General features: G+C 66.2%; 32 protein-coding genes and 1 pseudogene. 14 read left to right on the plus strand and 19 right to left on the minus strand.

The genetic code is table 11. From position 1 onward, the window contains the following. Positions 1 to 13: 13 nt before the first annotated feature. Both moeZ and G6N36_RS12185 read right to left on the minus strand, forming a co-directional pair. Positions 14 to 1,192: an adenylyltransferase/sulfurtransferase MoeZ gene (moeZ, locus tag G6N36_RS12180; protein ID WP_163686734.1), complete on the minus strand. Its 1,179-nt coding sequence runs from the start codon at positions 1,190 to 1,192 to the stop codon at positions 14 to 16. Positions 1,193 to 1,291: 99 nt separating this feature from the next. Continuing rightward, positions 1,292 to 2,323 carry a DUF3152 domain-containing protein gene (locus G6N36_RS12185; protein ID WP_163686735.1) on the minus strand — a complete coding sequence of 344 codons (1,032 nt, stop codon included), beginning with the start codon at positions 2,321 to 2,323 and terminating at the stop codon, positions 1,292 to 1,294. A gap of 173 nt (positions 2,324 to 2,496) precedes the next feature. Between G6N36_RS12185 and G6N36_RS12190 the strand changes: the two genes are divergently transcribed. Then, on the plus strand, positions 2,497 to 3,162 hold the full coding sequence (locus G6N36_RS12190; RefSeq protein WP_163686736.1) for an HTH-type transcriptional activator FasR: 666 nt from the start codon (positions 2,497 to 2,499) through the stop codon (positions 3,160 to 3,162). Here G6N36_RS12190 and G6N36_RS12195 read toward each other — a convergent pair. Next, on the minus strand, positions 3,149 to 3,400 hold the full coding sequence (locus G6N36_RS12195) for a DUF3107 domain-containing protein (protein ID WP_083125143.1): 252 nt from the start codon (positions 3,398 to 3,400) through the stop codon (positions 3,149 to 3,151). The genes G6N36_RS12190 and G6N36_RS12195 overlap by 14 nt on opposite strands. 276 nt (positions 3,401 to 3,676) lie before the next feature. Between G6N36_RS12195 and G6N36_RS12200 the strand changes: the two genes are divergently transcribed. Further along, the gene (locus G6N36_RS12200) at positions 3,677 to 4,408 is read left to right on the plus strand and encodes a hypothetical protein (protein WP_163686737.1); all 732 of its coding nucleotides are present in this window, start codon (positions 3,677 to 3,679) and stop codon (positions 4,406 to 4,408) included. 3 nt (positions 4,409 to 4,411) lie between these two features. On the opposite strand, the pseudogene G6N36_RS12205 reads toward G6N36_RS12200, so the two are convergent. Further along, positions 4,412 to 5,115, minus strand: a pseudogene (locus G6N36_RS12205) (ferritin-like fold-containing protein). A 243-nt stretch (positions 5,116 to 5,358) separates the two neighbouring features. Between G6N36_RS12205 and G6N36_RS12210 the strand changes: the two are divergent. Next, a complete protein-coding gene (locus tag G6N36_RS12210) occupies positions 5,359 to 6,807 on the plus strand; it encodes a DEAD/DEAH box helicase (protein ID WP_179964770.1) in 1,449 nt (482 codons plus the stop codon). Between the two features lie 41 nt (positions 6,808 to 6,848). Next, positions 6,849 to 8,063 carry an Rv3212 family protein gene (locus G6N36_RS12215; RefSeq protein WP_163686738.1) on the plus strand — a complete coding sequence of 405 codons (1,215 nt, stop codon included), beginning with the start codon at positions 6,849 to 6,851 and terminating at the stop codon, positions 8,061 to 8,063. Between the two features lie 54 nt (positions 8,064 to 8,117). Here G6N36_RS12215 and G6N36_RS12220 read toward each other — a convergent pair whose 3' ends face one another. After that, the gene (locus G6N36_RS12220; protein WP_163686739.1) at positions 8,118 to 8,912 is read right to left on the minus strand and encodes a ParA family protein; all 795 of its coding nucleotides are present in this window, start codon (positions 8,910 to 8,912) and stop codon (positions 8,118 to 8,120) included. A 58-nt stretch (positions 8,913 to 8,970) separates the two neighbouring features. On the opposite strand from G6N36_RS12220, the gene G6N36_RS12225 reads away from it, so the two are divergent. From G6N36_RS12225 to G6N36_RS12235, 3 genes are read left to right on the plus strand one after another with little or no spacing between them, the layout of a single operon-like run. Further along, entirely contained in the window at positions 8,971 to 9,603 is a 633-nt protein-coding gene (locus tag G6N36_RS12225; RefSeq protein ID WP_163686740.1) for an acid phosphatase, read from the plus strand. After that, positions 9,600 to 10,697 (plus strand): isochorismate synthase, encoded by a 1,098-nt coding sequence (locus tag G6N36_RS12230; RefSeq protein ID WP_163686741.1) that lies wholly within the window; start codon positions 9,600 to 9,602, stop codon positions 10,695 to 10,697. The genes G6N36_RS12225 and G6N36_RS12230 overlap by 4 nt, the downstream gene beginning before the upstream one ends. After that, positions 10,694 to 11,191, plus strand: a complete 498-nt coding sequence (locus tag G6N36_RS12235; protein ID WP_163686742.1) for a GNAT family N-acetyltransferase — start codon at positions 10,694 to 10,696, stop codon at positions 11,189 to 11,191. The genes G6N36_RS12230 and G6N36_RS12235 overlap by 4 nt, the downstream gene beginning before the upstream one ends. On the opposite strand, the gene G6N36_RS12240 is transcribed toward G6N36_RS12235, so the two are convergent. After that, positions 11,128 to 11,568: a hypothetical protein gene (locus tag G6N36_RS12240; RefSeq protein WP_163686743.1), complete on the minus strand. Its 441-nt coding sequence runs from the start codon at positions 11,566 to 11,568 to the stop codon at positions 11,128 to 11,130. The genes G6N36_RS12235 and G6N36_RS12240 overlap by 64 nt on opposite strands. A 50-nt stretch (positions 11,569 to 11,618) precedes the next feature. Here G6N36_RS12240 and G6N36_RS12245 point away from each other — a divergent pair, with 50 nt between their 5' ends. Further along, on the plus strand, positions 11,619 to 12,569 hold the full coding sequence (locus G6N36_RS12245) for a diacylglycerol/lipid kinase family protein (RefSeq protein WP_163686744.1): 951 nt from the start codon (positions 11,619 to 11,621) through the stop codon (positions 12,567 to 12,569). A gap of 251 nt (positions 12,570 to 12,820) precedes the next feature. After that, on the plus strand, positions 12,821 to 13,075 hold the full coding sequence (locus G6N36_RS12250; protein WP_006245866.1) for a WhiB family transcriptional regulator: 255 nt from the start codon (positions 12,821 to 12,823) through the stop codon (positions 13,073 to 13,075). A 124-nt stretch (positions 13,076 to 13,199) separates the two neighbouring features. Here G6N36_RS12250 and G6N36_RS12255 read toward each other — a convergent pair whose 3' ends face one another. Together G6N36_RS12255 and G6N36_RS12260 are read right to left on the minus strand one after the other, a co-directional pair. Next, on the minus strand, positions 13,200 to 14,708 hold the full coding sequence (locus G6N36_RS12255) for a two-component system sensor histidine kinase PdtaS (protein WP_163686745.1): 1,509 nt from the start codon (positions 14,706 to 14,708) through the stop codon (positions 13,200 to 13,202). A gap of 32 nt (positions 14,709 to 14,740) precedes the next feature. Continuing rightward, on the minus strand, positions 14,741 to 14,956 hold the full coding sequence (locus G6N36_RS12260) for a biotin/lipoyl-binding carrier protein (RefSeq protein WP_014208824.1): 216 nt from the start codon (positions 14,954 to 14,956) through the stop codon (positions 14,741 to 14,743). Positions 14,957 to 15,125: 169 nt separating this feature from the next. Between G6N36_RS12260 and G6N36_RS30355 the strand changes: the two genes are divergently transcribed. Beyond that, complete coding sequence (locus G6N36_RS30355) at positions 15,126 to 15,218, plus strand: 50S ribosomal protein bL37 (RefSeq protein WP_014208825.1); 93 nt, start codon at positions 15,126 to 15,128, stop codon at positions 15,216 to 15,218. A gap of 3 nt (positions 15,219 to 15,221) precedes the next feature. On the opposite strand, the gene rsrA is transcribed toward G6N36_RS30355, so the two are convergent. Both rsrA and G6N36_RS12270 read right to left on the minus strand, forming a co-directional pair. Beyond that, entirely contained in the window at positions 15,222 to 15,527 is a 306-nt protein-coding gene (gene rsrA / locus G6N36_RS12265) for a mycothiol system anti-sigma-R factor (RefSeq protein WP_163686746.1), read from the minus strand. Beyond that, entirely contained in the window at positions 15,524 to 16,162 is a 639-nt protein-coding gene (locus tag G6N36_RS12270) for a sigma-70 family RNA polymerase sigma factor (RefSeq protein WP_170311162.1), read from the minus strand. The genes rsrA and G6N36_RS12270 overlap by 4 nt, the downstream gene beginning before the upstream one ends. A 210-nt stretch (positions 16,163 to 16,372) precedes the next feature. Between G6N36_RS12270 and G6N36_RS12275 the strand changes: the two genes are divergently transcribed. Then, positions 16,373 to 16,888 carry an aminoacyl-tRNA deacylase gene (locus G6N36_RS12275; protein ID WP_163686748.1) on the plus strand — a complete coding sequence of 172 codons (516 nt, stop codon included), beginning with the start codon at positions 16,373 to 16,375 and terminating at the stop codon, positions 16,886 to 16,888. A 46-nt stretch (positions 16,889 to 16,934) separates the two neighbouring features. On the opposite strand, the gene G6N36_RS12280 is transcribed toward G6N36_RS12275, so the two are convergent. Then, complete coding sequence (locus G6N36_RS12280; protein WP_163686749.1) at positions 16,935 to 18,212, minus strand: IS30 family transposase; 1,278 nt, start codon at positions 18,210 to 18,212, stop codon at positions 16,935 to 16,937. Between the two features lie 122 nt (positions 18,213 to 18,334). Between G6N36_RS12280 and G6N36_RS12285 the strand changes: the two genes are divergently transcribed. Continuing rightward, positions 18,335 to 19,183 carry an SDR family oxidoreductase gene (locus G6N36_RS12285; protein WP_163686750.1) on the plus strand — a complete coding sequence of 283 codons (849 nt, stop codon included), beginning with the start codon at positions 18,335 to 18,337 and terminating at the stop codon, positions 19,181 to 19,183. Here G6N36_RS12285 and G6N36_RS12290 read toward each other — a convergent pair. The 7 genes from G6N36_RS12290 to G6N36_RS12320 all read right to left on the minus strand — a co-directional run bounded on the left by G6N36_RS12290 (position 19,180) and on the right by G6N36_RS12320 (position 23,603). Next, a complete protein-coding gene (locus tag G6N36_RS12290; RefSeq protein ID WP_235690028.1) occupies positions 19,180 to 19,899 on the minus strand; it encodes a YqjF family protein in 720 nt (239 codons plus the stop codon). The two genes, G6N36_RS12285 and G6N36_RS12290, sit on opposite strands and share 4 nt — an antisense overlap. A gap of 38 nt (positions 19,900 to 19,937) precedes the next feature. Continuing rightward, entirely contained in the window at positions 19,938 to 20,789 is an 852-nt protein-coding gene (locus tag G6N36_RS12295; RefSeq protein WP_163686751.1) for an enoyl-CoA hydratase/isomerase family protein, read from the minus strand. 6 nt (positions 20,790 to 20,795) lie between these two features. After that, complete coding sequence (locus tag G6N36_RS12300) at positions 20,796 to 21,377, minus strand: TetR/AcrR family transcriptional regulator (protein WP_163686752.1); 582 nt, start codon at positions 21,375 to 21,377, stop codon at positions 20,796 to 20,798. Between the two features lie 63 nt (positions 21,378 to 21,440). Beyond that, positions 21,441 to 21,689: a hypothetical protein gene (locus G6N36_RS12305; RefSeq protein WP_163686753.1), complete on the minus strand. Its 249-nt coding sequence runs from the start codon at positions 21,687 to 21,689 to the stop codon at positions 21,441 to 21,443. Next, positions 21,686 to 22,552 (minus strand): oxygenase MpaB family protein, encoded by an 867-nt coding sequence (locus tag G6N36_RS12310; protein WP_163686754.1) that lies wholly within the window; start codon positions 22,550 to 22,552, stop codon positions 21,686 to 21,688. The genes G6N36_RS12305 and G6N36_RS12310 overlap by 4 nt, the downstream gene beginning before the upstream one ends. Continuing rightward, a complete protein-coding gene (locus tag G6N36_RS12315; RefSeq protein WP_235690029.1) occupies positions 22,549 to 22,770 on the minus strand; it encodes a hypothetical protein in 222 nt (73 codons plus the stop codon). Before G6N36_RS12315 ends, G6N36_RS12310 begins: the two co-directional genes overlap by 4 nt. A 56-nt stretch (positions 22,771 to 22,826) precedes the next feature. Next, entirely contained in the window at positions 22,827 to 23,603 is a 777-nt protein-coding gene (locus tag G6N36_RS12320; RefSeq protein WP_197746608.1) for an SOS response-associated peptidase, read from the minus strand. 44 nt (positions 23,604 to 23,647) lie between these two features. Here G6N36_RS12320 and aroA point away from each other — a divergent pair, with 44 nt between their 5' ends. Beyond that, a complete protein-coding gene (gene aroA, locus G6N36_RS12325) occupies positions 23,648 to 24,922 on the plus strand; it encodes a 3-phosphoshikimate 1-carboxyvinyltransferase (RefSeq protein ID WP_163686755.1) in 1,275 nt (424 codons plus the stop codon). Further along, positions 24,919 to 25,902 (plus strand): ribosome small subunit-dependent GTPase A, encoded by a 984-nt coding sequence (rsgA, locus tag G6N36_RS12330; RefSeq protein WP_163686756.1) that lies wholly within the window; start codon positions 24,919 to 24,921, stop codon positions 25,900 to 25,902. Before aroA ends, rsgA begins: the two co-directional genes overlap by 4 nt. Positions 25,903 to 25,950: 48 nt before the next feature. Here the strand turns inward: rsgA and G6N36_RS12335 are convergent, their stop codons facing one another. Next, a complete protein-coding gene (locus tag G6N36_RS12335; protein ID WP_163686757.1) occupies positions 25,951 to 26,178 on the minus strand; it encodes a hypothetical protein in 228 nt (75 codons plus the stop codon). Positions 26,179 to 26,352 lie beyond the last annotated feature (174 nt).

Genomic DNA, 26,352 nt, shown 5'->3' on the forward strand with positions numbered 1-26,352 from the left:
GGCAAACGGGCCGTTAGTACATCACCATGTCGGGTTCGAGTTGCTTTCCCCAGGCGACGATGCCGCCCTGCACGTGCTTCGCGTCGGAGAAGCCGGCCTTCTTCACGATGGCCAGCACCTCAGCCGAACGCACGCCGGTCTTGCAGTAGAACACCGGGGTACGGTCCACCTGCAGTTTGGACAGCGCTTCACCGGTTTCGAACGCGCCCTTGGGGATCAGCTCGGCGCCCTCGATACGGTTGATGTCCCACTCAACGGGTTCGCGCACGTCGATCAGCGCCAGCGGTTTGCCCGTGTCCAACAGCTCACGCAGTTCACGCGGGGTGATCGTGGAGTCGGCGGCAGCCTCGGCCGCAGCCTCGGACACCACACCACAGAATCCCTCGTAGTCGATGAGCTCGGTGATCTTCGGGATCTCCGGATCCTTGCGGATCTTGATCGTGCGATACGTCATGTCGAGTGCGTCGTACACCATCAGCCGGCCGAGGAGCGGCTCACCGATGCCCGTGATCAGCTTGATGGCCTCGGTGCCCATCACCGACGCGATGGACGCGCACAGAATGCCCAGCACGCCGCCCTCGGCGCAGGACGGGACCATCCCCGGCGGCGGCGGCTCGGGGTACAGGTCGCGGTAGTTCAGGCCCAACCCGTCGGGCGCGTCCTCCCAGAAGACCGACACCTGACCTTCGAACCGGTAGATCGAACCCCAGACGTACGGCTTGCCCGCCAGTACCGCGGCGTCGTTGACCAGGTAGCGGGTGGCGAAGTTGTCGGTGCCGTCGAGGATCAGGTCGTACTGCTCGAAGAGTTCGACGGCGTTGTCCGGCTCGAGCCGGAACTCGTGCAGATGCACCTCGACCAGCGGATTGACCTCGAGGATGGAGTCGCGCGCGCTCTCGGCCTTCGACCGGCCGATATCGGACTGGCCGTGGATGATCTGACGTTGCAGGTTCGATTCGTCGACCACGTCGAACTCGACGATCCCGATCTTTCCCACCCCCGCGGCGGCCAGGTACAGCAGGGTCGGCGAACCCAGCCCGCCCGCGCCGATGACGAGCACCTTGGCGTTCTTGAGCCGTTTCTGCCCGTCCAGACCGAGGTCCGGAATGATGAGGTGACGGCTGTAGCGCTGCACCTCTTCACGCGTGAGTTCGGCCGCCGGTTCTACCAGCGGCGGCAACGCTGTCGTCACCGAATGCTCCTTGATTGGCTGTGCTGTCCCAACAATAGGCACATCCCACAACAGCGAATGCATCGCGAGGCTTCCCGGGAAGCGCCAGACGATCGATGCTCAGGCGATCGGATAGGGCCAGGGGTTGAACCGGCAGGTCTTGCCGTCCGGGTTGATGGTGCCCGGATCGAAGCGGGCGGCATCGTTGTTGTTGGTCGAGAACGTCTGCTGCATCATGATCGGCGCCAGTTCGCCGTTGGCTTCACACGCCTCGTGTCGCTGATAGCCGATCGCGTGGCCCACCTCGTGGTTGATCAGATACTGCCGATACGAGCCGATGTCCCCCTGGAACGGCACCGCGCCGCGCACCCAGCGCGCCTCGTTGATGAAAACCCGCGGCTGCCCGTCGAGGTAGGACGGGTTGTAGCAGGACGCCTCGAGCTGGATGTCGTAACCGCATCCCTCGCGGACGGTCATCGGTGAGCTGAGCGAGATCCGGAAATCGGGTTCGACTTGAGCGGTCCCGTCGATGCGCTGAAAGGCGAACTGCGGATTGTGGGTCCAACTCTTCGGATTCGCCAGCGTTTCGCTCACCATCCGGGCGAAGCCCTCGTCACCGCCGAATGTCGTGGTGTCGATGCCGTCTTCCACCTCGACCGTGTAGGTGAAGACTTTTGCCGTACCCTCGCCGACCTGGGACGATGCGCCGGGAACGAGGTGCCACGTCTTGGCGCCCGCCTCGGTGAACGGACCGCCTTGGGGCAGGATGCCCGTCGGCAGATTCGCGTCGAACTGCGTCAAACCCCTTGGCGGGGCGCCGATGATCGCCGTGCTCGCGACGCCGATGGTCGGCGGACCTTGCACCGGCCCCTGGGATTCGTCGGTCGCGGGCTCGGTGGCGCCGGCGAAGGTCACGTAGAGGGCAACGGCCGTCCACACGACGAGCAGGGGCAGTGCGTAGGCCCGCCAGCCGTAGGTGTGCACGAAACGGCCCAGCTTGCTCTGCTTTCGGGCGTTTCGGTGCTCTTCGCGGTTGGACCTGGGCCGCCCTGAGTCATTCGACAACGGGTCGCGTTGCGCGCGCAGTGGCTCGCGCCACTCGTTGCGCAGCGCGGGTACGCCTCCCCCGCGACGCTCCGAGTCGTAGGTCACGGAAACAGGATGACACAGGCCAGAGTGCTGATACCTCCGGCGCGCCACCCGGCAGTGGTGGGGCCGCGCCACGCCGCGCCGACCGCGCCGCGACCTCGACTTTGCGTGGTGGCTTTGCCAACGGTAGTAACCTCGTTGCGAAACCACGCAGAAGAAGCCAGATAAAGGACGTAATGAGCGATCTCGCCAACCCCGCTGCCAGGCGGGGTGCGCAGTCGGGCTCCGGTGAAGGAATGAGCCGACGCGGCAACCGGCTGCCCCGTGACGAGCGACGCGGGCAGTTACTCGTCGCCGCTAGTGAGGTTTTCGTCGACCGCGGGTATCACGCCGCCGGTATGGACGAGATCGCCGACCGGGCCGGAGTGAGCAAACCTGTTCTCTATCAACACTTCTCATCGAAGTTGGAGCTGTACCTCGCCGTGCTGCAACGCCACGTCGAGAACCTGGTTTCCGGTGTGCGTCAAGCCTTGCGCACCACCACGGACAACCGGCAGCGGTTGCGCGCCGCGGTCCACGCTTTTTTCGATTTCATCGAGCACGACAGCCAGGGCTACCGGCTGATATTCGAGAACGACTATGTGACGGAACCGCAGGTCGCCGCGCAGGTCAAAGTGGCGACCGAAGCATGTACTGACGCGGTGTTCGACCTGATCAGCCGCGATTCTGGACTGGAGGCGCACCGGGCGAGGATGATCGCCGTCGGCCTGGTGGCGATCAGCGTCGACTCGGCGCGTTACTGGCTGAACACCGACCGGCCGATCACCAAGGACGATGCGGTGGACAGCACGGTGCTATTCGCCTGGGGCGGTCTGTCGCACGTGCCGCTTACGCGTTCTTGACCGCCTCTGAACCGACCACGCCGAAGCCGACACGGCGAACGTCTGCGGCACCGATCTCGACATAGGCGATCTTCGACGTCTGGACCAGGAATCGCCTGCCCTTCTCGTCGGTCAGGGCCAGCACACCTGAGCTCTCGCCGAGCGCATCGGTGATCAGCTTCTCCACCTCGGTGGGCGTTTGCGCACTGTTGAACACGAGTTCGCGCGCGCTGTCCGTGACACCGATCTTGACCTCCACGCTGTGAACCCTTTCCGTCTCTTCCATAACTTTCGTGTTGCTCGAGAAACCCTCGAAGAACCTTGACGTAAGGCTAGTGGACGCGTCCACGCTGGTGCCGCGCCGGTGAGTTCGCGGTCAGCGAAGCGCATTTCGCGCCGGAGTCGGACCGCGTGCAGAACGGCGACCCAACCGAGTCCGGACCGTGACCGTACACACCGGCGCGGAACCTCATCTGTCACTTGAGCATCGATAGCATCGGCCCGATACATGAACGAGACAACATGGGAACCCGATATGAACAGGCCTTATACCGCCCATTCTCCGTATTCGCTGACACCCACCGAGCAGATCCCCGTCTACACCGGCGACGACGCCGGCGAGTTCGAATACAACGGGCTGCTGGAGTATCCCGACGATGACGACTACACCGACGTTGTCGAGTACGACGAGGAGAGCATCGACCGGAAGTGGATGTGGGTCGCCGGCATCGCCGGGTTGATCCTGTTCATCGCCATCGGCACGACGGGCATCATCCTCGGCGGCGGCGACAGCGGTCCGGTATCGGCCACCGGAACCTCGTCGGCCCCGACCCCCACATCGGCCCCGGCCACGTCAGCCCCCGCTGTCGCGGCACCGTCGCTGCCTGCCGAGACCGTCACGACGGTGAGCCCGACCGCGGATGCCACCGTGGCGGCCCCACAGCCCGAGATCGCCGCCCCCGTCGCGCCGCCGCCGGCGGCCGCACCGGCGGTCTCGCCGCGCACGATCACCTACCGCGTGACGGGCAACCGCCCCCTACTGGACCTCGTCACCGTCATCTACACCGATCAGCAGGGCGCATTGCAGACCGAGGTCAACGTCGCGCTGCCGTGGGCGAAGACGGTCGTGCTGGACCCGGGTGTCGAGCTGAAGTCGGTCACGGCGACGAGCGTGGGCGGCCAACTCAACTGCGGCATCTACGACGCGTCGGGCACCCTGGTCGCCGTGCAGAGCAACAACACGATGATCGCCAATTGCACCCAGTAGCGGTCAGGCCAGGCCCAGCTCCTGCATCCGGGACATATGGGTGCGCTGGAGGCGGTCGAAGAACTCGGTCATCTGGGTCAGACCCTCGCCGCTCGTCATGACGAGGTCAACGAGTTCGTCGTGATCCGCCAGCACATACTGAGCCTGGGTGATCGCCTCGCCGAGCAGCCGGCGCGACCACAGGGCCAGCCGGTGGCGCTGCTTCTGGCTCGCTGTCACGGCGGCCTGCACCTCGGCGACCACGAACTGCGAATGGCCGGTCTCCGACAGCACAGCGCGCACCACGTCGGCGACCTCGGTGGGTAGCGACGTCGCGATCTCGAGATAGAAATCGGCGGCCAGCGCGTCGCCCACGTATGTCTTGACGAGCGCTTCCAGCCACGTGCTGGGTGGTAATTCTCAAGGGCCGATGCGTATTTCGTCATCGCGGGCACGACGTCGACGCCTCGGCGCTCCAGCGAGTCGCGCAGTACCTCGTAGTGGTTCATCTCCGCGGCGGCCATGCTCGCCATGTTGATGCGGCCCCGCAGGTTGGGCGCCATCCGCGCTTCGTCGGTCAGTCGGTAGAACGCCGCCACCTCGCCGTATGCCAGCAGCGCGAACAGCTCGTTGACACCGGGATGGTCGGCCGACACACCCGAGCGCACCGAGTCCGTCAACTGCTCGGAGGAGGCCGCAGGTGGTGCCGGAGACTTGGGGGCAGTCATGGCCCAACTCTAATCGCCGGCCGCCAGTCGCTCTCACGGCGAACCCGGCCAGCTATCATGGAGGCAGGCAGCGGCTTGAAATGCTCGAGTCAGGGTCGAAAAGACCACGTCGCTACCTAAGAAATGTGCGTGCACGCAGTCGGCCCGCCTACCTCAGCGCAGGGCCCCGGCAAAGCTTCGTCGAACTCGTGCGCGCGTGGACGCCATGAGGAATCGATAATCGAAAGGCTGAGCCCCCAGCGTATGACACATCTCAATCCAACCTTTGCTGAGCTCGGAGTCCGCGACGAAATCGTGCGCGCACTCTCCGAGGACGGCAAGGAACACCCGTTTGCTATCCAAGAACTCACCATGCCGATGGCGCTGGCAGGCGATGATCTCATCGGCCAAGCCCGCACCGGTATGGGCAAGACGCTCGCGTTCGGGGTCCCGCTGCTGCAGCGGATCACCACCGACCCCGACCGCGAGCTGTCCGGCATCCCGCGCGCACTGGTCGTCGTCCCCACCCGCGAGCTCTGCCTGCAGGTGTTCAGCGACCTCGAAATCGCGGCCAAATATCTCACGGTCGGCGACCGCAAGCTGACCGTCACCTCCATCTACGGCGGCAGGCCCTACGAACCCCAGATCGAGGCCCTGCAGAAGGGCGTCGACGTGGTGGTGGGCACGCCGGGCCGTCTGCTCGACCTCGCGCAGCAGGGTCACCTGCAGCTGGGCGGGCTTTCGATGCTGGTGCTCGATGAGGCCGACGAGATGCTCGACCTGGGCTTCCTGCCCGACATCGAGCGCATCCTGCGTCAGATCCCAAGCGAACGGCAGGCCATGCTGTTCTCGGCGACCATGCCGGATCCGATCATCACGCTGGCGCGCACGTTCATGAACCAGCCAACCCACATCCGGGCCGAGGCCCCGCATTCGGCGGCCACCCACGACACCACCGAGCAGTTCGCCTACCGCGCGCACGCGTTGGACAAGATCGAGATGGTCGCCCGCATTCTGCAGGCCGAAGGCCGCGGCGCCACGATGATCTTCACCAGGACCAAGCGGACCGCCCAGAAGGTGTCCGACGAACTCGCCGAGCGCGGCTTCAAGGTCGGCGCGGTGCACGGTGATCTGGGCCAGGGCGCCCGCGAGAAGTCGCTCAAGGCGTTCCGCACCGGTGACGTCGACGTGCTCGTCGCCACCGATGTCGCCGCCCGCGGTATCGACATCGACGACATCACCCACGTGATCAACTACCAGATCCCCGAGGACGAGCAGGCCTACGTGCACCGCATCGGCCGTACCGGCCGCGCAGGCAAGACGGGTATCGCGGTCACGCTGGTCGACTGGGACGAGTTGCCCCGCTGGACGATGATCGATAAGGCGCTAGGGCTGAACACCCCCGATCCGGCCGAGACGTACTCGAGCTCGCCGCACCTGTACGAAGAGCTGAACATCCCCGCCGAGGCCGCCGGGGCCATCGGCGCACCGCACAGGGATTGTGCTGCCAAGCGTCCGCCCGCCGAGAAGAAGGCCGATCGACCCGTCCGCAACCGCAACCGTCGGCGCACCCGCGGCGGGGAGCCGGTCTCCGCACACTCCCCTGCGACGCCGGCCGACACAGGCTCGCCAGAGGCCGAGGCGGGCAGTGACGGTGCGCCACGGCGCAGGCGTCGTCGGCGTCCCCGCAAGACCGCGGCCAGCACGGGCTAGCAGCCCTCGAGAAGACGTCGAGAAGACACCACCACCGCCCGATGGTCAAACCTGAACGCCGCACGCGCGCCGACGTGGTGGCGGCCATCGCGATCGCGGTAGTCGTCGCCATCACGGTCGGCGTGGTGTGGTGGGTCAGCGATGCGAGGGCGACGATCAACCGCCCCGCCGCCGATCCGGTTCCTACCCTGGGCACCGCCAAGGTGGTGCCCTCGGCGCTGCGCCAGTTGTGGACCGCGCCCAGCCCCAAGACCACGGAACCTCTGGTGGTCGCGGGCAGCGTGGTCACCGGGGAAGGCCACACCGTGCAGGGCCGCGACCCGGCTTCCGGCAGCCCGGTGTGGAGCTATGCGCGAACAAACCTCGAGCTGTGCGGGATCAGTTGGGTATACCAGTACGCCGTTGCGGTCTACCCGGACAGCCGAGGCTGCGGCCAGGTCAGCACCATCGACGCGAAGACGGGCCAACGCGGTCCCACCCGCACCGCCTACGCGGATCCCGAGGTGCGTCTGTCCTCGGATGGCACGGCCGTGCTGTCGGCCGGGGACAGCCGACTGGAGCTGTGGCGCTCGGACATGGTCAGGATGCTGAGCTACGGCTCCCTGGACGCGAAGATCAAACCCGGCACCCCGGCGTCGCCGCTGTGCCGGCTGGTCTCGGCGGCCGCCAGTTCGACGGCAGTCTCGGTGCTCGAGTCCTGCCCCAAGGAGGAGGATCTGCGCCTGACCCTGTTGCGGCCTTCCGACGACGAGGACACCCCCGAACTGAAGTACGTGACCCAGTCCGGGGTGAGCGTGGATTCCGATGCACAAGTGGTCGCTGTCTCCGACACGACAACGGCGGTGTACGTGCCGACGCCGAAGCCGGTCGTGAACATCGTCGACGAAACCGGCGCCACCATCGCGAGCACGCCGCTGCCCAAGCCTGCGACGCCGAACGCGACGATGAACCGCGCGGGCGACCTGTTCACCTGGTGGACCGGTGACAGCGTAATGGTGTTCTCCGCCAAGGGACTTCAGTACAAGTACACCGTCTCGCCCGCGGGTGCCAACGTTCCGCTCGGACCCGCGACGGTGATGGCGGGAAAGCTGCTCGTTCCGGTCACCGGCGGTTACGACGTGTTCGACGCCAATAGCGGAAAGGGCGACCGGCATATCCCGGTGCCCCGCCCGCCGAGTTCGGATCCCGTTGTTCCCGCGGTGGCAGGATCGACGGTGCTCGAGCAGCGCGGCGATGAAGTGGTCGCGCTCGGCTAGGGGCGATTTGGGTGCGAGAACAATCGCTGTGCGACTGTTTCCGCACCGAAATCGCTAGACGTCGGGCGTGTAGGTCGCCAGCGCCTTGCCTTGCTTCCAATGCTTGAGCAACGCGTTGGCCAACTCGCGATAGGCGATGGCACCCTTGTTTTTTCGGCCTGCGAGCACCGACGCTCCCGACGCGGTGGCCTCGGCGAAACGCACGGTTCGAGGTATCGGCGGCGCGAGCACCGGCAGGTCGTATCGATCGGCGACGTCGAGGAGCACGTCGCGGCTGTGGGTGGTGCGCGAGTCGTACAGCGTCGGCAGCGCACCCAGCAGTTGCAGGTCGCTGTTGGTGATCTGCTGGACGTCGTTGATGGTCCGAAGGAACTGGCCGACGCCGCGGTGTGCCAGAGTTTCGCACTGCAGCGGCACGATCACGTCGTCGGCCGCCGTCAGCCCGTTGAGCGTGAGCACGCCCAGAGACGGCGGACAGTCGATGATCACGACGTCGAATTGGTCACTGACCTTCGCCAGCGCACGCTTGAGGGCGTATTCGCGGCCGGCCCGCATCAACAGCATCGCCTCGGCCCCGGCCAGGTCGATGTTGGCCGGTAACAGCGTCATACCCTCCGACGTCTCGACGAGCGCCGCCTCCGTCTCGACCTCACCGAGGAGCACCTCATGGATCGACATCGGCAGCTTGTCTGGGTCCTGGCCCAGCGAGAACGTCAAACACCCTTGGGGATCCAGGTCGACGAGCAACACCCGTCGCCCCTTCTCCACCATCGCCGCACCGAGCGATGCCACTGTCGTTGTTTTGGCGACCCCACCCTTTTGATTGGCGACCGCAAGTACCCGCGTCACCCTTTCATCCTGGCACGCCCGCGAACGCCACGACCCAACGTGGGGCAGAATCGCCAGAGTGTCGGCCCACAGCGAAGCCAGGGGATGGCAGCAGCATCGCCTGCTGCTTCTTCGTCACGGGGAGACGGAATGGTCCCGCACGGGTCGGCACACCGGCCGCACTGAACTCGAGCTCACCGAGACCGGCCGCGTGCAGGCCAAGCTGGCCGCCGACGCGCTGGACGTGCTGAGCCTGGACAACCCGCTGGTGGTGTCCAGCCCACGGCAACGCGCACTCGTCACCGCTGAGCTCGCCGGACTGACTGTCGACAAGGTCTCCCCCGTTCTCGCCGAATGGGATTACGGCGACTACGAGGGCCTGACCACCAAGGAGATTCAACAATCCGTGCCCGACTGGCTGGTGTGGACGCACGGATGTTCGGGTGGTGAATCCACCCAGCAGGTCAGCGATCGCGCCGACCGCGCCATCGAGTTCGCGCTGGAGCAGATGAGGTCGCGTGACGTCCTGTTCGTCGGCCACGGCCATTTCTCCCGGGCGGTCCTGACGCGCTGGGTGCAGCTCGAGATCTCCGAGGGCATCAGGTTCGCGATGGTGGCCGCCTCGATCGCGGTGTGCGGATACGAGCACGGCGTGCGCCAGATCATCGCACTGGGATTGACGGGCCATCGCCACCCGTGCCTGCCCTCATGACGCGCGAACCGTCGTTCGTCCTCGCCTCGGGCGGCAGCGCCGTCATCGCCGACGGCGTGCACACCGCATTTCCGAGAGTCGCGGAGGCACGGGCCGCGCTGGCCTCGCACAGCGCCCCAATCGTTGTGGGCGCCTTACCCTTCGACATGTCGAAGCCGGCGGCGCTGATCCGGCCGCAGGGAGTCCAGTTTCTCGATGCGCTGCCGGAGTGGCCGTTGCGCACGCTGCCATCTGTGCACATCGCCGAGACGCTGCCGGAGCCGGACGAACACCGTTCCCGCATCGCGGCTGCGCTGCAACGCCTGCGCGATCCCGGCAGCGGCCTGCACAAGGTCGTACTGGCCCGCGCGTTGCGCCTGGTTGCCGATGGTCCGTTGGACGCCCGCACGATCCTGCACCGCATCGTCGCCCAGGACTCCGCGGCCAATGCGTTTCTGGCGGACCTGACCGCGGCCGGCGGCGGGTACTCGGGCAGTGCGCTCATCGGTGCGAGTCCGGAGCTGCTGGTGGCACGCAAGGGCGACCGGATGCTGTGCGCACCGTTCGCCGGATCGGCACCACGCCTGGCCGACCCCGAGGCCGACGAAAAGAGCGGGGCCGCGCTGGTGGCCTCGGCGAAGAACCGGCACGAGCACCAGCTCGTCGTCGACGCGGTGCGCACCGCGCTGGAGCCGCTGTGCACCGAATTGGACATCTCGGCTGAACCGAAACTGAACAAGACCGCTGCCGTCTGGCATCTCTACACCCCAATCAGTGGGCGACTGCGCGAGAACTCCACCACAGCACTGGATTTGGCGGTCGCTCTGCACCCAACGCCGGCGGTGGGCGGAGTGCCCACCGATGCGGCCGAGCAGTTGATCAACGAAATCGAAGGTGACCGCGGGTTCTATGCGGGCGCGGTGGGCTGGTGCGATCAGCGCGGCGACGGCCGCTGGGTGGTGTCGATCCGCTGTGCACAACTGTCCGCCGACCGTCGCACCGCCTACGCCTACGCCGGCGGCGGGATCGTCGCCGAATCCGAGCCCGACGACGAAGTCGACGAAACCACAACGAAATTCAAGACGATATTCGCAGCCCTTGGCGTGCAGCCATGAGCGAGCTGATCCGTCTTGCCCGGGCGGGCGACGAGCCCGAACTGACCGCCATGGTCTATGAGCTCGCCGCGTTCGAGCATGCCGAAGACCAGTGCACGCTCACCGAGGAGCGGCTGACGGCGGCGTTGTTCGGTGATGTGCCGACCGCGTGGGCGCACGTCGCGGAGGTCGACGGCAAAGCCGCCGCGTGCGCCATCTGGTACCGCACCTTCTCGACATGGGAGGGCGTGGCCGGCATCTATCTCGAAGATCTGTTCGTGCGCCCCGAATTCCGCAGGCTGGGACTGGCGCGAAAACTGCTCGCCGCACTCGCGCGCCAATGCATCGACATCGACGGCGCCCGGCTGGAGTGGGCCGTGCTGGACTGGAACGTCAACGCGATCGCGCTCTACGACGCCGTCGGCGGCAAGCCGCAGAACGAGTGGATCACCTACCGGGTATCCGGCCCTGACTTGTCGGCGCTCGCCGCGTCGTCGGCGGCGGGCGAGCCCTGAGCCGTCGCCCACTGCAGGGCTGACGGGCTGAACAGCAGGCCCAGCACGGCCAGCACCATGACCGCAACCGCGACGCCGGGCACCCATTGGCCCGATCCGACGCCGACGTACCAGGCCACCCCCAGCAGGATCAGCTGGGCGAACACGGCCAGGCCGCGTCCCCACTGCCGGCCCGTCCACAGCGCCCATCCCGCTGCAAGGACGGCCGACCCCATGACCACGAACCATCCGGCGGTGCCGAACAGGTTCATTCCGGGCTCACGGGTGCCGAGCAGCCCGCTCACCACGTACCAGACCGCAGCACTTACGCCGGCAACGCCTTCCAGCGCTACCACGATGGCTGCCTGACGCACGGATGCCGGGGAGGGAACGGTCACGACCTCGAGGGTAGAGGTTCGGCTTGCCCCTTTAGATAGGGTCGTCCTCTGTGCGCGCCGTGCTGATCGTTAACCCCAATGCGACGTCGACGACCCCGGCCACGCGTGATCTGCTGGCTCACGCCCTCGAGAGCCGGGTGAAGCTCGCCGTCATCCACACCGACCACCGCGGCCACGCGGTGGAGATCGGCCGCGAGGCCGCGGCCGACGGTGTTGAGGTGCTGATCGTGCACGGCGGCGACGGCACCGTGAACGAGGTGGTGAATGGCATTCTCGAGGTCGGGGGGCCGGGTGTGGGGGCGCCGGCCGTCGGCGTCGTGCCGGGCGGCTCGGCGAACGTGTTTGCACGTGCCCTCGGGATCAGCCCGGACCCCATAGAGGCCACGAATCAACTCGTCGACCTGCTGTCCGCCTACCGCCGTCGCAAGACCTGGCGGCGCATCGGCCTGATGGACTGCGGCGAACGCTGGGCGGTGTTCACCGCGGGCATGGGTGTGGATGGTGACGTCGTGGCCGCCGTCGAGGCGCAGCGCGCCAAGGGTCGCAAGGTCACGGCCTCGCGCTACATCCGCGTGGCGATCCGCGAAATGCTCTCCAGCGCCCGCAAGGATCCCTCGCTGACGTTGCACATCCCCGGCCGCGACCCCGTGGAGAACGTGCATTTCGCCTTTGTGTCGAACTCCAGCCCGTGGACGTACGCCAATACGAGGCCCGTGTGGACAAACCCGACGACCTCGTTCGAGACCGGCCTGGGTGTCTTCGCGATTACCAGCATGAACGTATGGGCCAATCTGCGGCTGGTGCGCAAGATGCTGGCGAGACGCCCGCGAATAGACGCAGCGCACTTGATCCGGGATGACGACCTACCAGAGCTGCGAGTGACGAGTGACACACCGGTCGCCTGCCAGATCGACGGCGATTACCTCGGGCTGCGCGACGCGATGACGTTCACGTCGGTGCCAAACGCCCTGGGTGTGGTTGCGCCGCCCGCAAACACCTAGTCTGAGCAGCGATAACTCCGACGGATCGCCCGATCCAGGGCGCAGGTGGAACGAGTGTAGTACAAACGAGTGAGGGCTTGAAATTGCGGGCCTGCTAGTGAGGTTGCCCACTTGTTAACTCATCAGTATTGACATCTGTTCAGCCTGTGAAAAACTCGGATGCAACAGTGCAGAAACATTTCATGCGCGCGCGTTAACAGCCGAGAAAACGTCAGTGCGCTGTGCTGCGCACACGATAAGGAGTTATAGCTATGGATTGGCGCCACAAGGCGGTCTGTCGCGACGAGGATCCGGAACTGTTCTTCCCGGTGGGAAACAGTGGCCCGGCCCTCGCTCAGATCGCTGACGCGAAGCTTGTCTGCAACCGCTGTCCGGTGACTACCGACTGCCTCACCTGGGCGTTGGAGTCTGGACAGGACGCAGGCGTGTGGGGCGGAATGAGCGAAGACGAGCGGCGCGCGCTGAAGCGGCGCAATGCCCGCACCAAGGCCCGCAGCGGGGTCTAAAGCTCCCACCCGCATCAGACACGTATTACGGCCCCGACGAAAGTCGGGGCCGTAATTTTTTGGTAATGAAATTCACCGGAATGGCGTCAGTCGATGTCAATTTGCATCGGTCGACACAAGTTACCTACTGCGCCAGACGGGCACGGCGCCCGATCGGCACCCGCAACACCACATCCGTGCCGCCGGAGTCCACCTCGTGCATGCCGAGCGAACCATCCAACTCCGCCGACACCAGCGTCCGCACGATCTGCAGTCCGAGCCGGTCGGACTTCTCCAGGCTGAAGCCTTCGGGCAACCCGCGGCCGTCGTCATGTACCACCACATCGAGCCAACGAGCCGAACGTTCGGCACGGATCGTCACACACCCCTGTTGAGTGGACCTGTCGAAGGCGTGCTCGATGGCGTTCTGCACCAGTTCGGTGATCACCATGATCAAGGCCGTGGCCCGGTCGGCGTCGAGTACACCCAGTTCGCCGACGCGGCTGATCCGGATCGGGTTGTCCGAATCAACCGGAGCCGCAACGTCGTTCATGATCGGCAGGATTCGGTCGATGACCTCGTCGAGGTTCACCTCTTCGTCCACCGACATCGACAGCGCGTCGTGCACCAACGCGATCGAGGATACTCGGCGCACCGACTCGATCAGCGCCTCGCGACCCTCGGCGTTGTTGGTGCGCCGCGCCTGCAGTCGCAGCAGGGCGGCGACCGTCTGCAGATTGTTCTTCACCCGATGGTGGATTTCGCGGATCGTCGCGTCCTTGGACAGCAGCGCGCGGTCGCGGCGCTTGACCTCGGTCACGTCGCGGATCAGCACGGCGGCCCCAACAGCGTTGCCGTGCACCACAAGTGGCAACGTGCGCAGCAACACCGCGGCGCCTCCTGCGTCGACTTCCATCCGCATGCTCGAACCGCCGGCCAGCGAGTCACGGACGTGGTCGGCCAATTCCTGGGCCTCGAATGGGTCCGAGATCAGCGGCCGGGTCACAGTGACCAGGTTGTGTCCCTCGAGCTCGGCCGCAAGGCCCATCCGGTGGTAGGCCGAAATGGCGTTCGGACTGGCGAACGTGACGATGCCGGTTCCGTTGAGGCGGATGAAGCCGTCTCCGACACGTGGGCTCGAGCGCGACATGGCGACGTCACCGACATTTGGGAAGGTGCCTTCGGACAGCATCAGCAGCAGGTCGTCGGCGCAGTCGAGGTACGCGCTCTCCAGCGGACTCGCTTTGCGCGCCGCCAGTGCGGTCTGATGCGTCAGCACCGCGACCACGTTGTTGTTGTAGCGCACCGGAACCGCCTCCACGTTGAGACTGGGGGGATCCTCCGGCAAATCCTTGAAGCCCGCCGGGTTTTGCCTGCCGATGGCACCCGAATCGAACGCATCGGCCACGACGGGCATCTCATGTGCCTGGTTCAGGGTGCCGACGGCGTCGGCGAGTAGCACTGTCGGCGCGGTGTTCGGTCGGACCTGCGCCACGCACACCAGCGCACCGTCGTCGCGACGCACCCACATCAGGAAATCACCGAATGAGAGGTCGGCCAGCAACTGCCACTCGCCCACCACCGCATGCAGATGATCGACGGCGTTGCCGGGCAGCATGGTGTGCTCGGCGAGTAGGTCACCGAGGGTCGACATCGGGCCTCACTGTTGCGGGCGTCGAACCCGCATCAGCTGATCACTGCGATGAGGTCGCCGGCCTGGATCACGTCGCCGACCGACACACTCACCTTGCTGACGGTGCCTGCGACCTCGGCCAGGACCGGGATCTCCATCTTCATCGACTCCAGCAGCACCAGGGTGTCGCCCTCGCCGATCTGATCGCCCTCGTTCACCACGACCTCGAGCACACTGGCCACGATCTCGGCGCGAACATCCTCGGCCATCTTCACCCCTTCGGAGTCCTATGTCGTCGGCACCCGGCTCCGCGTACCTGACGCTCATATCGAACCACACCACCGGCCCGGCAGAGTTGTCGCCAGGCCGTGAGAGAATGGCTACGAGCACCCGCTGGATGCGGGCTTCACAATCCCCTGTACCGAATGGAGGACGACCATGGCTAAGCGTGGCCGTAAGAAGCGCGACCGCAAGCACTCGAAGGCCAACCACGGAAAGCGGCCCAATGCGGGCTCGAAGGCCGTCAAGTAGCGGCTAACCGCGCCGGATGATGGTGGTGCGGCTGATCTCGATGCGCAGCCGCTCACGCAGGCTGTCAGGGGCTTTCTCCCCGCCGCACTTATTCGCAATCAGCTTCTTCACGCGCTCCTCCACGCCGTAGTGGCGTAGGCACGCGGGGCACTCTTCGAGATGATGGCGCAGCTTGTCGCGGGTTTCGGCGGTGCACTCACCGTCGAGCAGCGTCCACACCTCGGCGATCACCGCGGCACACTCCGGATGCTCCGGGTCTACTGGACCGACCGGCGGCTGCCAGCGCTCTTCGTCGTGGGTCGAGCTCATGACGAAACCTCCTCAGGTGCCTCGACCTGTTCACCGCGAATGAATCCGCGGTCGCGAGCCACATCGGCGAGCAATTCGCGCAGCTGACGCCTGCCTCGGTGTAGCCGGGACATGACGGTGCCGATCGGGGTATCCATGATCTCGGCGATCTCCTTGTACGGGAACCCTTCCACGTCGGCGTAGTACACCGCCATCCGGAACTCCTCGGGCAGCGCCTGCAGCGCGTCCTTGATCTCGCTGTCCGGAAGCGCCTCCAAAGCCTCCACCTCGGCCGAGCGCAGCCCGGTCGACGAATGCTCGGCGTTGGCCGCGAGCTGCCAGTCGGTGATCTCCTCGGTCGGATACTCCGCAGGCTGGCGCTGCTTCTTGCGGTAGCTGTTGATGTAGGTGTTGGTCAGGATCCGGTACAGCCACGCCTTGAGGTTCGTGCCCTCACGGAACGAGCGGAAGCCTGCATAGGCCTTGACCATGGTTTCCTGGAGCAGGTCTTCGGCGTCCGCCGGATTGCGCGTCATGCGCAGCGCGCCGCCGTACAGCTGGTCGAGCAGAGGTATCGCGTCACGCTCGAACCGGGCGGTCAGCTCGGCGTCTGACTCGTCCGATCTTGCGGGCGCCGACCCGTCAACGTCGGTCATCGCGGGAAGCACCGTCCCTTCTGTTGCGGCGCCACCAAACAGGCCCGGCAGGTCCACCGGACGCTCTAAGGCAAGTGCTGGCACCTTGACCCCTCCTTCGATCGTAGAGGTTGAGACGGACATCTTTCCCGGCTGCCGCTGCTGGCAGCCCTGACTGCCGTCAACAACAGCGCCACCGGGTGGGCTTGTTCCCGCACTACGCTCGAGCCCGTGACGCGTGCGGCAACTCCTGCGATCGCGGTCTTGGTGGCAGCCGGGGTGCCCCACCAGGTTCTCCAGTACCACCACGACCCGCGCAATTCGTCGTTCGGTGAGGAGGCCGCGCGGGCGCTGGCGCACACCGAGGGCGTCGAGCCCGAGCAGGTGTTCAAGACGCTGGTGGTGGCAATGCCGGCGGGGCCCCGAGGCCCCGGCCGCGACATCAGGCTCGGCGTCGCCGTGCTGCCGGTGCCCGCCAAGCTCTCGCTCAAGGCGACGGCCACCGCGCTGGGCGTGCCGAAGGTCACGATGGCTGAGCGCGCGGCCGCCGAGCGTTCGACCGGCTACGTGATCGGTGGGATCTCGCCGTTCGGCCAGCGCCGGGCCCTGCCCACAGTTGTCGACGCGTCGGCGCTGACCTGGGATCGCGTGCTGTGCAGCGCGGGCAAGCGAGGCTGGGACGTCGCGGTGCATCCGCGGGATCTGATCGCGCTGACCAACGCGACCACCGCCGCCATCCGCGCCTGACCATCTGCCGAACGTGGGTTACCCGCACGCTTGAGGGCCGGCGGTTTCAAGCGGTAGATGCAACAGCGGGTGGTTTGGACGGGTTGGACAGTAGTTCGTCGAGGGCTTCGGCGGGTGTTTTCCAGCTCAAGGTTTCGCGGGGCCGGCGGTTGAGTTTGGTCGCGACGTAGTCGAGGTAATCGGCCGGAAAGACCGATAGGTCGGTGCCTTTGGCAAAGTATTGGCGCAGTAGGCCGTTGGTGTTCTCATTGGTGCCGCGCTGCCACGGGGAGTGCGGATCGCAGAAGTAAATATTGAGCTCGGCGGCTTGGGCGATCGCCGCATGGTTGGCCATCTCGCTGCCCTGATCCCAGGTCAGTGTTTTGCGCAGGATCAACGGCAGTTGCGCCATTTTCGCCACGATCGCTTCCTGCACGGCCACCGCGGTGTGATCGTCGGGCAGATGCAGCAACATCACAAACCGGGTCATCCGTTCGACCACGGTGCCAATCGCTGAACCCGAGGCAGTACTGCCCAGGATCAGATCGCCCTCCCAATGCCCGGGCACCGCGCGGTCTTCAGCCTCGGGTGGACGCTCACTGATGTTGACCATGTCGCGGATGCGACCACGGCGTTCATCGGGGCGGCGCTGGGGCTTACGCAACGCTCGCCCGGTGCGCAGACAGGTATGCAGTTCGCGACGCAGACTGCCTTTGCCCTGGACATAAATCGAGGTGTAGATGGTTTCGTGCGACACCCGCATCTCCACATCGTCGGGAAAATCCAGCACCAACCGCTTGGCGATCTGCTTGGGACTGTGCTCGTCGAGCAGCCGGGCCTGCACTTCATCGTGCAGCTTCTCGCTAACAGCCAGCTTGCCCGCTTTCGGGCGACGCGCCCGCCGATCAGAGTATGCCTGCGCCGTCAGCGCGCAGTAGCCCCCCGCGGCGCTGCGGCCACTCTGGCGTGCCCCGAAGGCATGCTTTCGCCGATACCCTGAGTTGCGGTCCGGGTGATCGACGGTGTGTCGGCCGTTGTTGTCGATTTCGCGTTTGATTGTCGACGCCGGCCGAGGAGGTAACAGCCGGCTACCAATCGCACGCAGCGACTCATTGGTCGCCACGCCGATTTCGATCTGAATCCGATCCTGCAGCGTCATCCGCGGCTTCAGGCCCGATGAGCTGGGCACTACCGATCGTGGTTTCACCCCGCCAGCGTCGCGGAACCAGCGAAATCCCGTGCGCCTCGACACGCCGACAGCCCAGCTTGCCTCCTCGACAGTATGGCCATCACTGACATGCCTCCAGAACTGACGAACAACAGAGCTCAAAGTCAAAACAGACAACGCAACACGCCTCCACACGAATCAGAGACTGTTGCATCGACCCCTAGACCCCAAGGCCGAAAGGTGTGCCGGTAACCCACGTTCGCGCCGGGGCGCGTCGGCCGGAGTCATAGGGTGAGGCCATGTCGCTCTCAGGGAAGACCATGTTCATCTCCGGAGCCAGCCGCGGTATCGGGCTGGCGATCGCCAAGCGCGCGGCCGTCGACGGCGCGAACATCGCGCTCGTCGCCAAAACCGCCGAACCACACCCCAAGCTCGACGGCACCGTCTACACGGCGGCCAAGGAGATCGAGCAGGCGGGCGGCCAGGCGCTACCGATCGTCGGCGACATCCGCGACGGCGAATCGGTCGCATCGGCGGTGGAGGCGGCGGTCGCACAGTTCGGCGCGATCGACATCTGCGTCAACAACGCCTCGGCGATCAACCTGGGTTCGGTGACCGAGGTCCCGCTCAAGCGGTTCGACCTGATGAACGGGATCCAGGTGCGGGGCACCTATTCCGTGTCGCAGGCGTGCATCCCGCACATGATGGGACGCGAGAATCCGCACATTCTTACCCTGTCGCCGCCGATCCGGTTGGAGCCCAAGTGGCTCAAGCCGACGGCCTACATGATGGCCAAGTACGGGATGACACTGTGCGCCTTGGGAATTGCCGAGGAGATGCGTGATGCGGGCATCGCCTCCAATACGCTGTGGCCCCGCACGATGGTCGCGACGGCGGCAGTGCAGAACTTGCTCGGCGGCGACGAGGCCATGGGCCGGGCCCGCAAGCCGGCGGTGTACTCGGACGCCGCCTACGTGATCCTCAACAAGCCGGCCCGCGAGTACACCGGCAACACCCTGCTGTGCGAGGACGTATTGCTGGAGTCCGGTGTCACCGATCTGGCGGTATACGACTGCGTCCCCGGCGCCGAACTAGGCGTCGATCTATGGGTGGACACGCCGAATCCGCCCGGATACACCGGCCCCTAGACCACCTGCGAGGGCCTTCCGAACCGGGCGTGCACGCCCGGGGAGAACAGCGCCCGCAGGCGTCCGCCCGCGACCTCCACTCCGGCCGCGGTCAGCAGATCGTCCTCGAGGTCGAGGATTTCGGCCTCGTGCAGCGGCCACTCGCCGTGTTCGTTGGGCACCCACCACGTGCGTCCGGCCTTACGGGTGTGCCCGCCCCAGCGCGCGGTGAGCCACACCTCCAGCGGCGTGGACGCCACCGGGTCGCCGATCCGCACTCGCAGCCTGCTGCGCAATCCCCTGGCGGGTACGCGCCGCACGCTGGAATACGTGATCTCACCGTCGCGCTGGATGACGCGCATCTTCGCCCAGGCGTACGGAACTCCCATCAGCGCGCGCGTGAGCCCCACCACGGCCAGTCGCTCGGTTTCCAGCGACCTGAAGAGCACGCCGTGGCGACCGGCGTCGTCGACCGAGTACAGCCGGATGTTGGTCTCGGCGAAGCGTCCAAAGTACGGCAGTCGCAGCGACGTGCCCAACGCGCTGTGGCGCATCACGAACGGCACCAGCGCCACATAGGTGAGGCCGTCGGAGAACACGTCCGGGCGGGTGCCCGGCGGAAACAGGTGCGCGACGCGCTGTGGCTGAACCGGCCAGTGGACGAAGGTGAGGTCGCCCCAGAACTGGTCGAACAGCACGGGCCGCGGCAGCGGCGGCGCGGTGACCTGAAAGCTCACCGCGCCATCGTGGCATGCGCGGAGGCGATGTCTTCGCGCTACGACGATGTCCGTCGACCGAGCATGCCGTGGACGTTGTCCGCGAAGGCCGCGGTGGTGAAGCAGGTCGGCTCGGCGAACTCCTCCGTGGTGAGCGCGTCATTCCAGCTCGCATCGGCGGCGGCGCGCAGCAGCGGCTTCGTCATCGCCATCGCATGCGGGGGCATCTCAGCGATGCGTGAGCACCATTCGTCGGCCGCGTTCAGCAGCTCGCCGTGAGCGACCACCTGCTGCACCAGCCCCAGACGCAGTGCCGTCTCGGCGTCGATGTGCTCGCCGCACAGGTAGAACGCCAACGCCCCCTGATAGCCCAGCCGTCGGGTCAGCGCCCAACTGGTCCCGACCTCGGGGATGAGTCCCAGCCGACCGAAGGCGGGCACGATCACGGCCCGTTCACTGGCGATGACGAGGTCGCACGTCATCGCCCACGCCAAACCGACACCGGCAGCGGGACCGTTGAGCGCGGCGACGAACACGGTGTCCGATCCGGCGATGAGCCGGGCGATGCCGCCGAATTCGCGTCTGATCCAACGCCATACGTCGGCGCCGCCCTCCGGGGCATCGCGGTTCTCGATGGCGGCGCTCATCATCTTCAGGTCACCGCCGGCGCTGAAACCCGGATCGGAACCGGTGATGACGATGGATCGCACGTCGGGGTCGGTATCCAGGACGGTCAGCGCCCGACGCAGTTGTCGGACCAGCGGCGCGGAGAGCACGTTGAGCCGCTGCGGCTCGTCGAGCGTGACGACCGCTCGGTCACCTCGACGGTCCACCCGCACCCGCTCCGGAGCGTCAGTGGCGTCGCCTTCGGCCAGCAACCGCCGGTACAGGGAATCGGTTTCGTTGTTCATCGTGATTCACTCCTCAGTTTTGTTGGCGCGCAACGCCGTCCAGGCGGCATCAGCGAACGTATCCACGGCCCCGCGCGGCAGCTTGGCCGCTGAGCCGGCCACCCAATAGCGTGAGAACTCCTGCGCAGGCCCGAGCCACAGCGCGGCGGTGATCGCGATATCCAGCGGTCCCAGGGCCCCGTAAGCCTGGTGCGGGCGCCACCAGTCCCGGACCGCCGCGAAAAACACGCTGTTGGAATGCCGCAACTCGTCGCTGTCCAGTCGGGAACCCAGCAACAGCGCGGCCTCGCCGCGGTGGGCGGTCACCCATCGCAGGTGATACCTCACACCGCCACGAATACCTCCCTCGGCCGTAGCGTGGTCGCGCAGCATCGTGATGAACCCCGTCTGGTACTCGCTCATCAACTGCGCGTAGACGGCGGTCGCGAGCGACAGCTTGTTGGGAAAGTGGTGATAGAGGGCACCGACGCTCACTTCCGCCTCGCGCCGCACCTCGTCCAAGGTCGCCGAGAGTGCCCCATCGATCGCGAACCGCCGGCGCGCGACGCCCAACAATCTGGCCCGTGCGTCCACGCCTGTCCGAGGCACGAGCAATACTCTATCAATACCGAGAAATTCTCGGTACCTAGAGGCGGCCCTGGTCCGCGCTTTTCACGCCGCGCAGATGTCGGCCCCGAGCATGAGCTGAGGCCACATGGCCGCGGTCTGGACGTACGCAAGGATCTCGGAGCCGGCGGGCAACCGGATGCGGAACGCGGTGTCGAACAGTTGCACCTGCTCGGCGTCGAAGAAGGCCCACACGAACCCGATCAGCAGGTACGGAATCGCAAGCCATAGCGCGAATTCGATCATCGCCGCCACGCTCACCTTCCGGCTCAGCACCCGGCGCAGAAGGCTCACACCAACGCGCGTTCTCGACGAACCCGGCGCCGCACATCTGCCAGCAGGACATAACTGCCGCCCTGACGGACGAACACCGGCAGGAATCGGTTCGTCAAAGCGACTACCAGGAAAAGGCTTTCGAAGAGCCACTGCCGGAAATCACCCCACTGCACACCCATGGCATCACGGAACACCGGCGCCAGGAACCCGATGGTGAGAAACTTGAGCAACGGCCGGAACGGCAGGCCCAGCACGGGGTTGATCATGCGCAGGTTGAGCAGGTCCAATAGATAGCCGCGGACGCGATCATCGATGGTGACCTGAGCGCACGCCGTGGCCCAGTACGCATCGAATTCCGCTCGGGTGGGCGGCCATTGGTCCTCGGTCACCTGCAGCGTCGTGCCCAGGGTCCATGCCGACCGGTAGAACTGCTCGGACTGTTCAGCGGTCATCTCACCACGCAGGAGTTGGTACGTGTCTTCCAGTCCGACGAACAGGCACGCCGCCACCCACATCTGAAGGTCTCGATCGAAAGCGTTGTAACACACCGGGCTGTCCGGAGTGGACTTGACGTGTCGATGCGCGCTGTTGACGGCCTCACGGAATGCTGCGCGGTCCTGCGGCGTTCCAATGATCGCGACCGCCAGGTACTGGAACGTCGTCCTCGCCCGCTTCCACGGATGCTTGAGCAGATTGCCCGAGTCCACCTTGCTTTCGACGACGCCGTAGCCCACCCCAGGACGCGACAGCTGCATGATGACGTTGGCCGCGCCCGCCGCGAACGACCAGAAATCCATTGCATCGGCCGCGGTGACGTGTTCGTCGGCGTCCCACCTGGCGGTGCGCCTGCGGATGGAGATCCGGCTTCGTTCAGCGGTCATATCGTGCACACTGCCGGGACGATCAACACAGGCCACGAGGCGATCGATACGAGAATCGACAGGACCCGCGCGGACCCGTCCCAGCCGACCTGGTCGCCCGCGATGGCCGTCCACGCCATGCCGATGAGCAGATAGGGAATCGCGGGCATCGCTCCGGTACCGATCCACTCGGCGATGGTCATCTCGAAGGCGAGGGCCTTCCTGGCAGCGGCGAGCATGCCGATATGTTAATGGCTATTCTGCCTTGAGCGGTCGTATACGCAGGAATGGTCCGTTACAGCAGGGTCGCCTGTTCGGGTTCGGGCTCGGCCGGCTCGATCAACTCGGGGCCATTGTTGCGGATGCTGTTGACCAGCCGGGACACCTCACGGATCTCGATCCGGTCCAGGTCACCATGACCACGCAGCAGCCCCTCGTCGATCGGCGCATCCGGGTCGAGCCAGCGGTCCCAGTCGCGTTCACTGACGGTCAGCGGCATCCGGTCGTGGATGTCGGCCAGTGGGCCCGCGGCGTCGGTGGTGATGATGGTGCAACTCAACAACGGCGCCGAGTCCTTCGGCGCCTCCCGGGGGCGCCACGTCGACCACAGACCGGCCATGAACAGCGGCTCGCCATCGCCCCCGTACATGTAGAACGGCGTCTTGGGAGCCTTCTTGCCCGTCGCCGTCGCTCCGTTGGGCCGCCATTCGTACCATCCGTCCATCGGTATGAGGCACCGCTTGCTCTTCGCCGAGTTCCGGAAGACGGGTGAGGTGGTCAGTTTTTCCGAACGCGCGTTGATCAACAGCGGTCCCTTGGTGTCCGGTCCGCCGTCTTCGGCGGTCTTGGCCCACGGCGGGACGAGACCCCAGCGCATCGACCGCAGCCGGCGGGTCGACACGTCGTCCGGCTCGCTGTGACGTTTCACCACGGTGTTGATCGTTGTCGTCGGCGCGACGTTGTAGTTGGCGGCCGGCGCGTCCTTTTTTGCCGCCGACACGCTTTCGTCGATCGCCTGGATCTTCTCGGCCAACAACGCCGGATCGGTGGTCACCGCGAATCGTCCACACATATATCCCATGTTGGCACGCCGAACCGACAAGGCAGGATAGAGCCGTGAGCAACTGGCAGGCACCGTCGACCTCGCGTCCCGTGCATGCCACGGTCACCGTGCCGGGGTCGAAATCGCTGACCAACCGCGCGCTGGTGCTTGCGGCGCTGGCGACGGCGAACGGCACGTCGACGATCAGCGGCGCGCTGCGCAGCCGCGACACCGATCTGATGATCGGCGCGGTCGCCGCACTCGGTGTCACGGTCGACGGCGCCGACACCGAACTGACCCTCAGCGGTGCGATCGACCCGCACCCGGGGACCCGCATCGACTGCGGCCTCGCCGGCACCGTCCTGCGGTTCGTGCCGCCGGTGGCGGCGCTGAGCACGACGACCGTGACGTTCGACGGCGACGAGCAGGCGCGGTCCCGGCCCATCGCTCCGCTGCTCGATGCGCTGCGCAGCCTCGGCGTCGACGTCGACGGTGACGCGCTGCCGTTCGCCGTCCACGGGTCCGGGTCGGTCGCGGGCGGGACGGTCGAGATCGACGCATCGTCGTCCTCACAGTTCGTATCGGGTCTGCTGCTCTCCGGTGCGGCCTTCACCGACGGCTTGACCATCGTGCACACGGGCGAGTCGGTGCCCTCGGCTCCGCACATCGCGATGACGATCGCCATGCTTCGCGACGCCGGAGTCGACGTCGACGACACGCTCCCCAACCGGTGGCACGTCTCCCCTGGCCCGATCTCCGCAAGACACTGGATCATTGAACCCGACCTCTCCAACGCGGTACCGTTCCTGGCTGCCGCAGTCGTCACCGGAGGGGTCGTCCGCATCATCGGATGGCCGGCGGCCAGCATGCAGCCCGCCGACGCGATCCTCACGGTCCTCAAGAACCTGGGCTCAGTTGTCCGCCAAGGCGATTCGTATCTCGAGGTGCAGGGACCCGAGTCCTATACGGGCATCGACGTCGATCTTCACGACGTGGGCGAACTGACGCCTGCGGTGGCCGCGCTCGCTGCCATCGCGCCGGAGGGGTCGGTGTCGCAGCTGCGCGGTGTCGCACATCTGCGCGGACACGAAACCGACCGGCTTGCAGCGCTTTCCGCAGAGATCAACGGCCTCGGCGGGCAATGCGAGGAGACGCCCGACGGTCTGCTGATCACCGCGAGTCCGCTGCACGGTGGGCTGTGGCGATCGTATGCCGATCACCGGATGGCCACCGCCGGAGCCATCGTGGGGTTGCGCGTCGACGGCGTCGAGGTCGAGGACATCGGCACCACCGCCAAGACGCTGCCCGACTTCCCGCAGATGTGGGCCGACATGCTGGCGGGCGATTGAGCCCTCGCGAGTACGACGAGTCCGACGTCCGGGTCCGTCCCGGCAGAGGATCGCGGCCGCGCACAAAGAACCGCCCCGATCACGCCGACGCGCACGACGCCATGGTCGTCACCGTTGACCGCGGCCGATGGGGATGCGCGCTCGACCACGACCCCAACCGCCTGGTGACCGCGATGCGAGCACGCGAACTGGGGCGCACGCCTATCGTCGTCGGCGACGACGTCGGCATCGTCGGCGACGTCTCGGGCAAGCAGGACACGCTGGCTCGCATCGTCCGACGCGGCGAGCGGCGAACGGTGTTGCGCCGCACCGCCGATGACACCGATCCAACCGAACGCGTCGTCGTCGCCAACGCCGATCAGCTGCTGATCGTGGTCGCTCTCGCCGACCCGCCGCCGCGCACAGGTCTGGTGCAGCGCGCACTCATCGCCGCATACGCCGGCGGCCTGGAACCCATTCTGTGCCTGACCAAGACCGACCTCGCACCCCCCGAGCCGTTCGCCGCCGAATTCGCCGACCTTGATCTCACAGTCACGACCGCCGGAAGAGACGATCCACTGGACGCCGTGGCCCCGCTGCTCGCCGGCAAGATAACGGTACTCCTCGGACATTCCGGGGTCGGTAAGTCGACGTTGGTGAATCGCCTTGTCCCGGAGGCGGATCGGGCAACAGGCGAGGTGACGGACATGGGCCGGGGCAGGCATACCTCGACGCAATCAGTCGCGCTCCCGCTGAGTGTCGGTGGCTGGGTGGTCGACACTCCCGGGATCCGGTCATTCGGCCTGGCACACATCGAACCCGATGATGTGATGCTCGCTTTCTCCGATCTGGCCGAGGCGATCAACGACTGCCCGAGGGGCTGCGGCCACATGGGCCCGCCTGCCGACCCCGAATGTGCACTCGACACGCTGACCGGTCCCGCCGCCGTTCGGGTCGCCGCCGCGCGCCGACTGCTGGCGGCGCTGCGGGAGGGTCACTGAAAAGAGCGAGGCCCTCTCCTTGCGGAGAGGGCCTCTGAAGGTGTGGGCTCAGCGGTGATAGCCGGGGACCATTTCCTCGACACGGCCCACGCCGTGATGGGTGGTGGGCGCCTGGGGGGCGGGGTGCGCGGTGGTCGTGGGGGCGTACTGGTAGCCGGGGCCGACCGGTTCTTGGGTCTGGGCGCTGGCGATGCCGGCCATGCCCAGCGCGGCGGCGCCGATGGCCAGCGGCAGTGCGATGCGGGCGACGGTCTTGGCGAAGATGTGGTTCTTCATGTCGATACTCCTGTGTGAGTTGGCTTTCGGCCATATCGCCGGGGTGTGCCTGCGATGACTCAAGATTGCCGCCTCCTGGTGTCGGTGTATGTCGGGCGATCAGCCGGTCCACCGGGGGATTCGCGTGTCCCCCGATCGGCGGACACGAAAAAGCCCTCCCCGAAACGGGAAGGG

The organism is Mycolicibacterium gadium (assembly GCF_010728925.1).
Classification (GTDB): Bacteria; Actinomycetota; Actinomycetes; order Mycobacteriales; family Mycobacteriaceae; genus Mycobacterium; species Mycobacterium gadium.

Coding starts and splice junctions, on each gene's coding strand:
- G6N36_RS12190 (WP_163686736.1), top strand. CDS start 2,497: ATGAGCGATCTCGCCAACCCCGCTGCCAGGCGGGGTGCGCAGTCGGGC.
- G6N36_RS12200 (WP_163686737.1), top strand. CDS start 3,677: ATGAACAGGCCTTATACCGCCCATTCTCCGTATTCGCTGACACCCACC.
- G6N36_RS12210 (WP_179964770.1), top strand. CDS start 5,359: ATGACACATCTCAATCCAACCTTTGCTGAGCTCGGAGTCCGCGACGAA.
- G6N36_RS12215 (WP_163686738.1), top strand. CDS start 6,849: ATGGTCAAACCTGAACGCCGCACGCGCGCCGACGTGGTGGCGGCCATC.
- G6N36_RS12230 (WP_163686741.1), top strand. CDS start 9,600: ATGACGCGCGAACCGTCGTTCGTCCTCGCCTCGGGCGGCAGCGCCGTC.
- G6N36_RS12235 (WP_163686742.1), top strand. CDS start 10,694: ATGAGCGAGCTGATCCGTCTTGCCCGGGCGGGCGACGAGCCCGAACTG.
- G6N36_RS12250 (WP_006245866.1), top strand. CDS start 12,821: ATGGATTGGCGCCACAAGGCGGTCTGTCGCGACGAGGATCCGGAACTG.
- G6N36_RS12255 (WP_163686745.1), bottom strand. CDS start 14,708: ATGTCGACCCTCGGTGACCTACTCGCCGAGCACACCATGCTGCCCGGC.
- G6N36_RS12260 (WP_014208824.1), bottom strand. CDS start 14,956: ATGGCCGAGGATGTTCGCGCCGAGATCGTGGCCAGTGTGCTCGAGGTC.
- G6N36_RS30355 (WP_014208825.1), top strand. CDS start 15,126: ATGGCTAAGCGTGGCCGTAAGAAGCGCGACCGCAAGCACTCGAAGGCC.
- rsrA (WP_163686746.1), bottom strand. CDS start 15,527: ATGAGCTCGACCCACGACGAAGAGCGCTGGCAGCCGCCGGTCGGTCCA.
- G6N36_RS12270 (WP_170311162.1), bottom strand. CDS start 16,162: ATGACCGACGTTGACGGGTCGGCGCCCGCAAGATCGGACGAGTCAGAC.
- G6N36_RS12285 (WP_163686750.1), top strand. CDS start 18,335: ATGTCGCTCTCAGGGAAGACCATGTTCATCTCCGGAGCCAGCCGCGGT.
- G6N36_RS12295 (WP_163686751.1), bottom strand. CDS start 20,789: ATGAACAACGAAACCGATTCCCTGTACCGGCGGTTGCTGGCCGAAGGC.
- G6N36_RS12310 (WP_163686754.1), bottom strand. CDS start 22,552: ATGACCGCTGAACGAAGCCGGATCTCCATCCGCAGGCGCACCGCCAGG.
- G6N36_RS12315 (WP_235690029.1), bottom strand. CDS start 22,770: ATGCTCGCCGCTGCCAGGAAGGCCCTCGCCTTCGAGATGACCATCGCC.
- G6N36_RS12320 (WP_197746608.1), bottom strand. CDS start 23,603: ATGTGTGGACGATTCGCGGTGACCACCGATCCGGCGTTGTTGGCCGAG.
- G6N36_RS12335 (WP_163686757.1), bottom strand. CDS start 26,178: ATGAAGAACCACATCTTCGCCAAGACCGTCGCCCGCATCGCACTGCCG.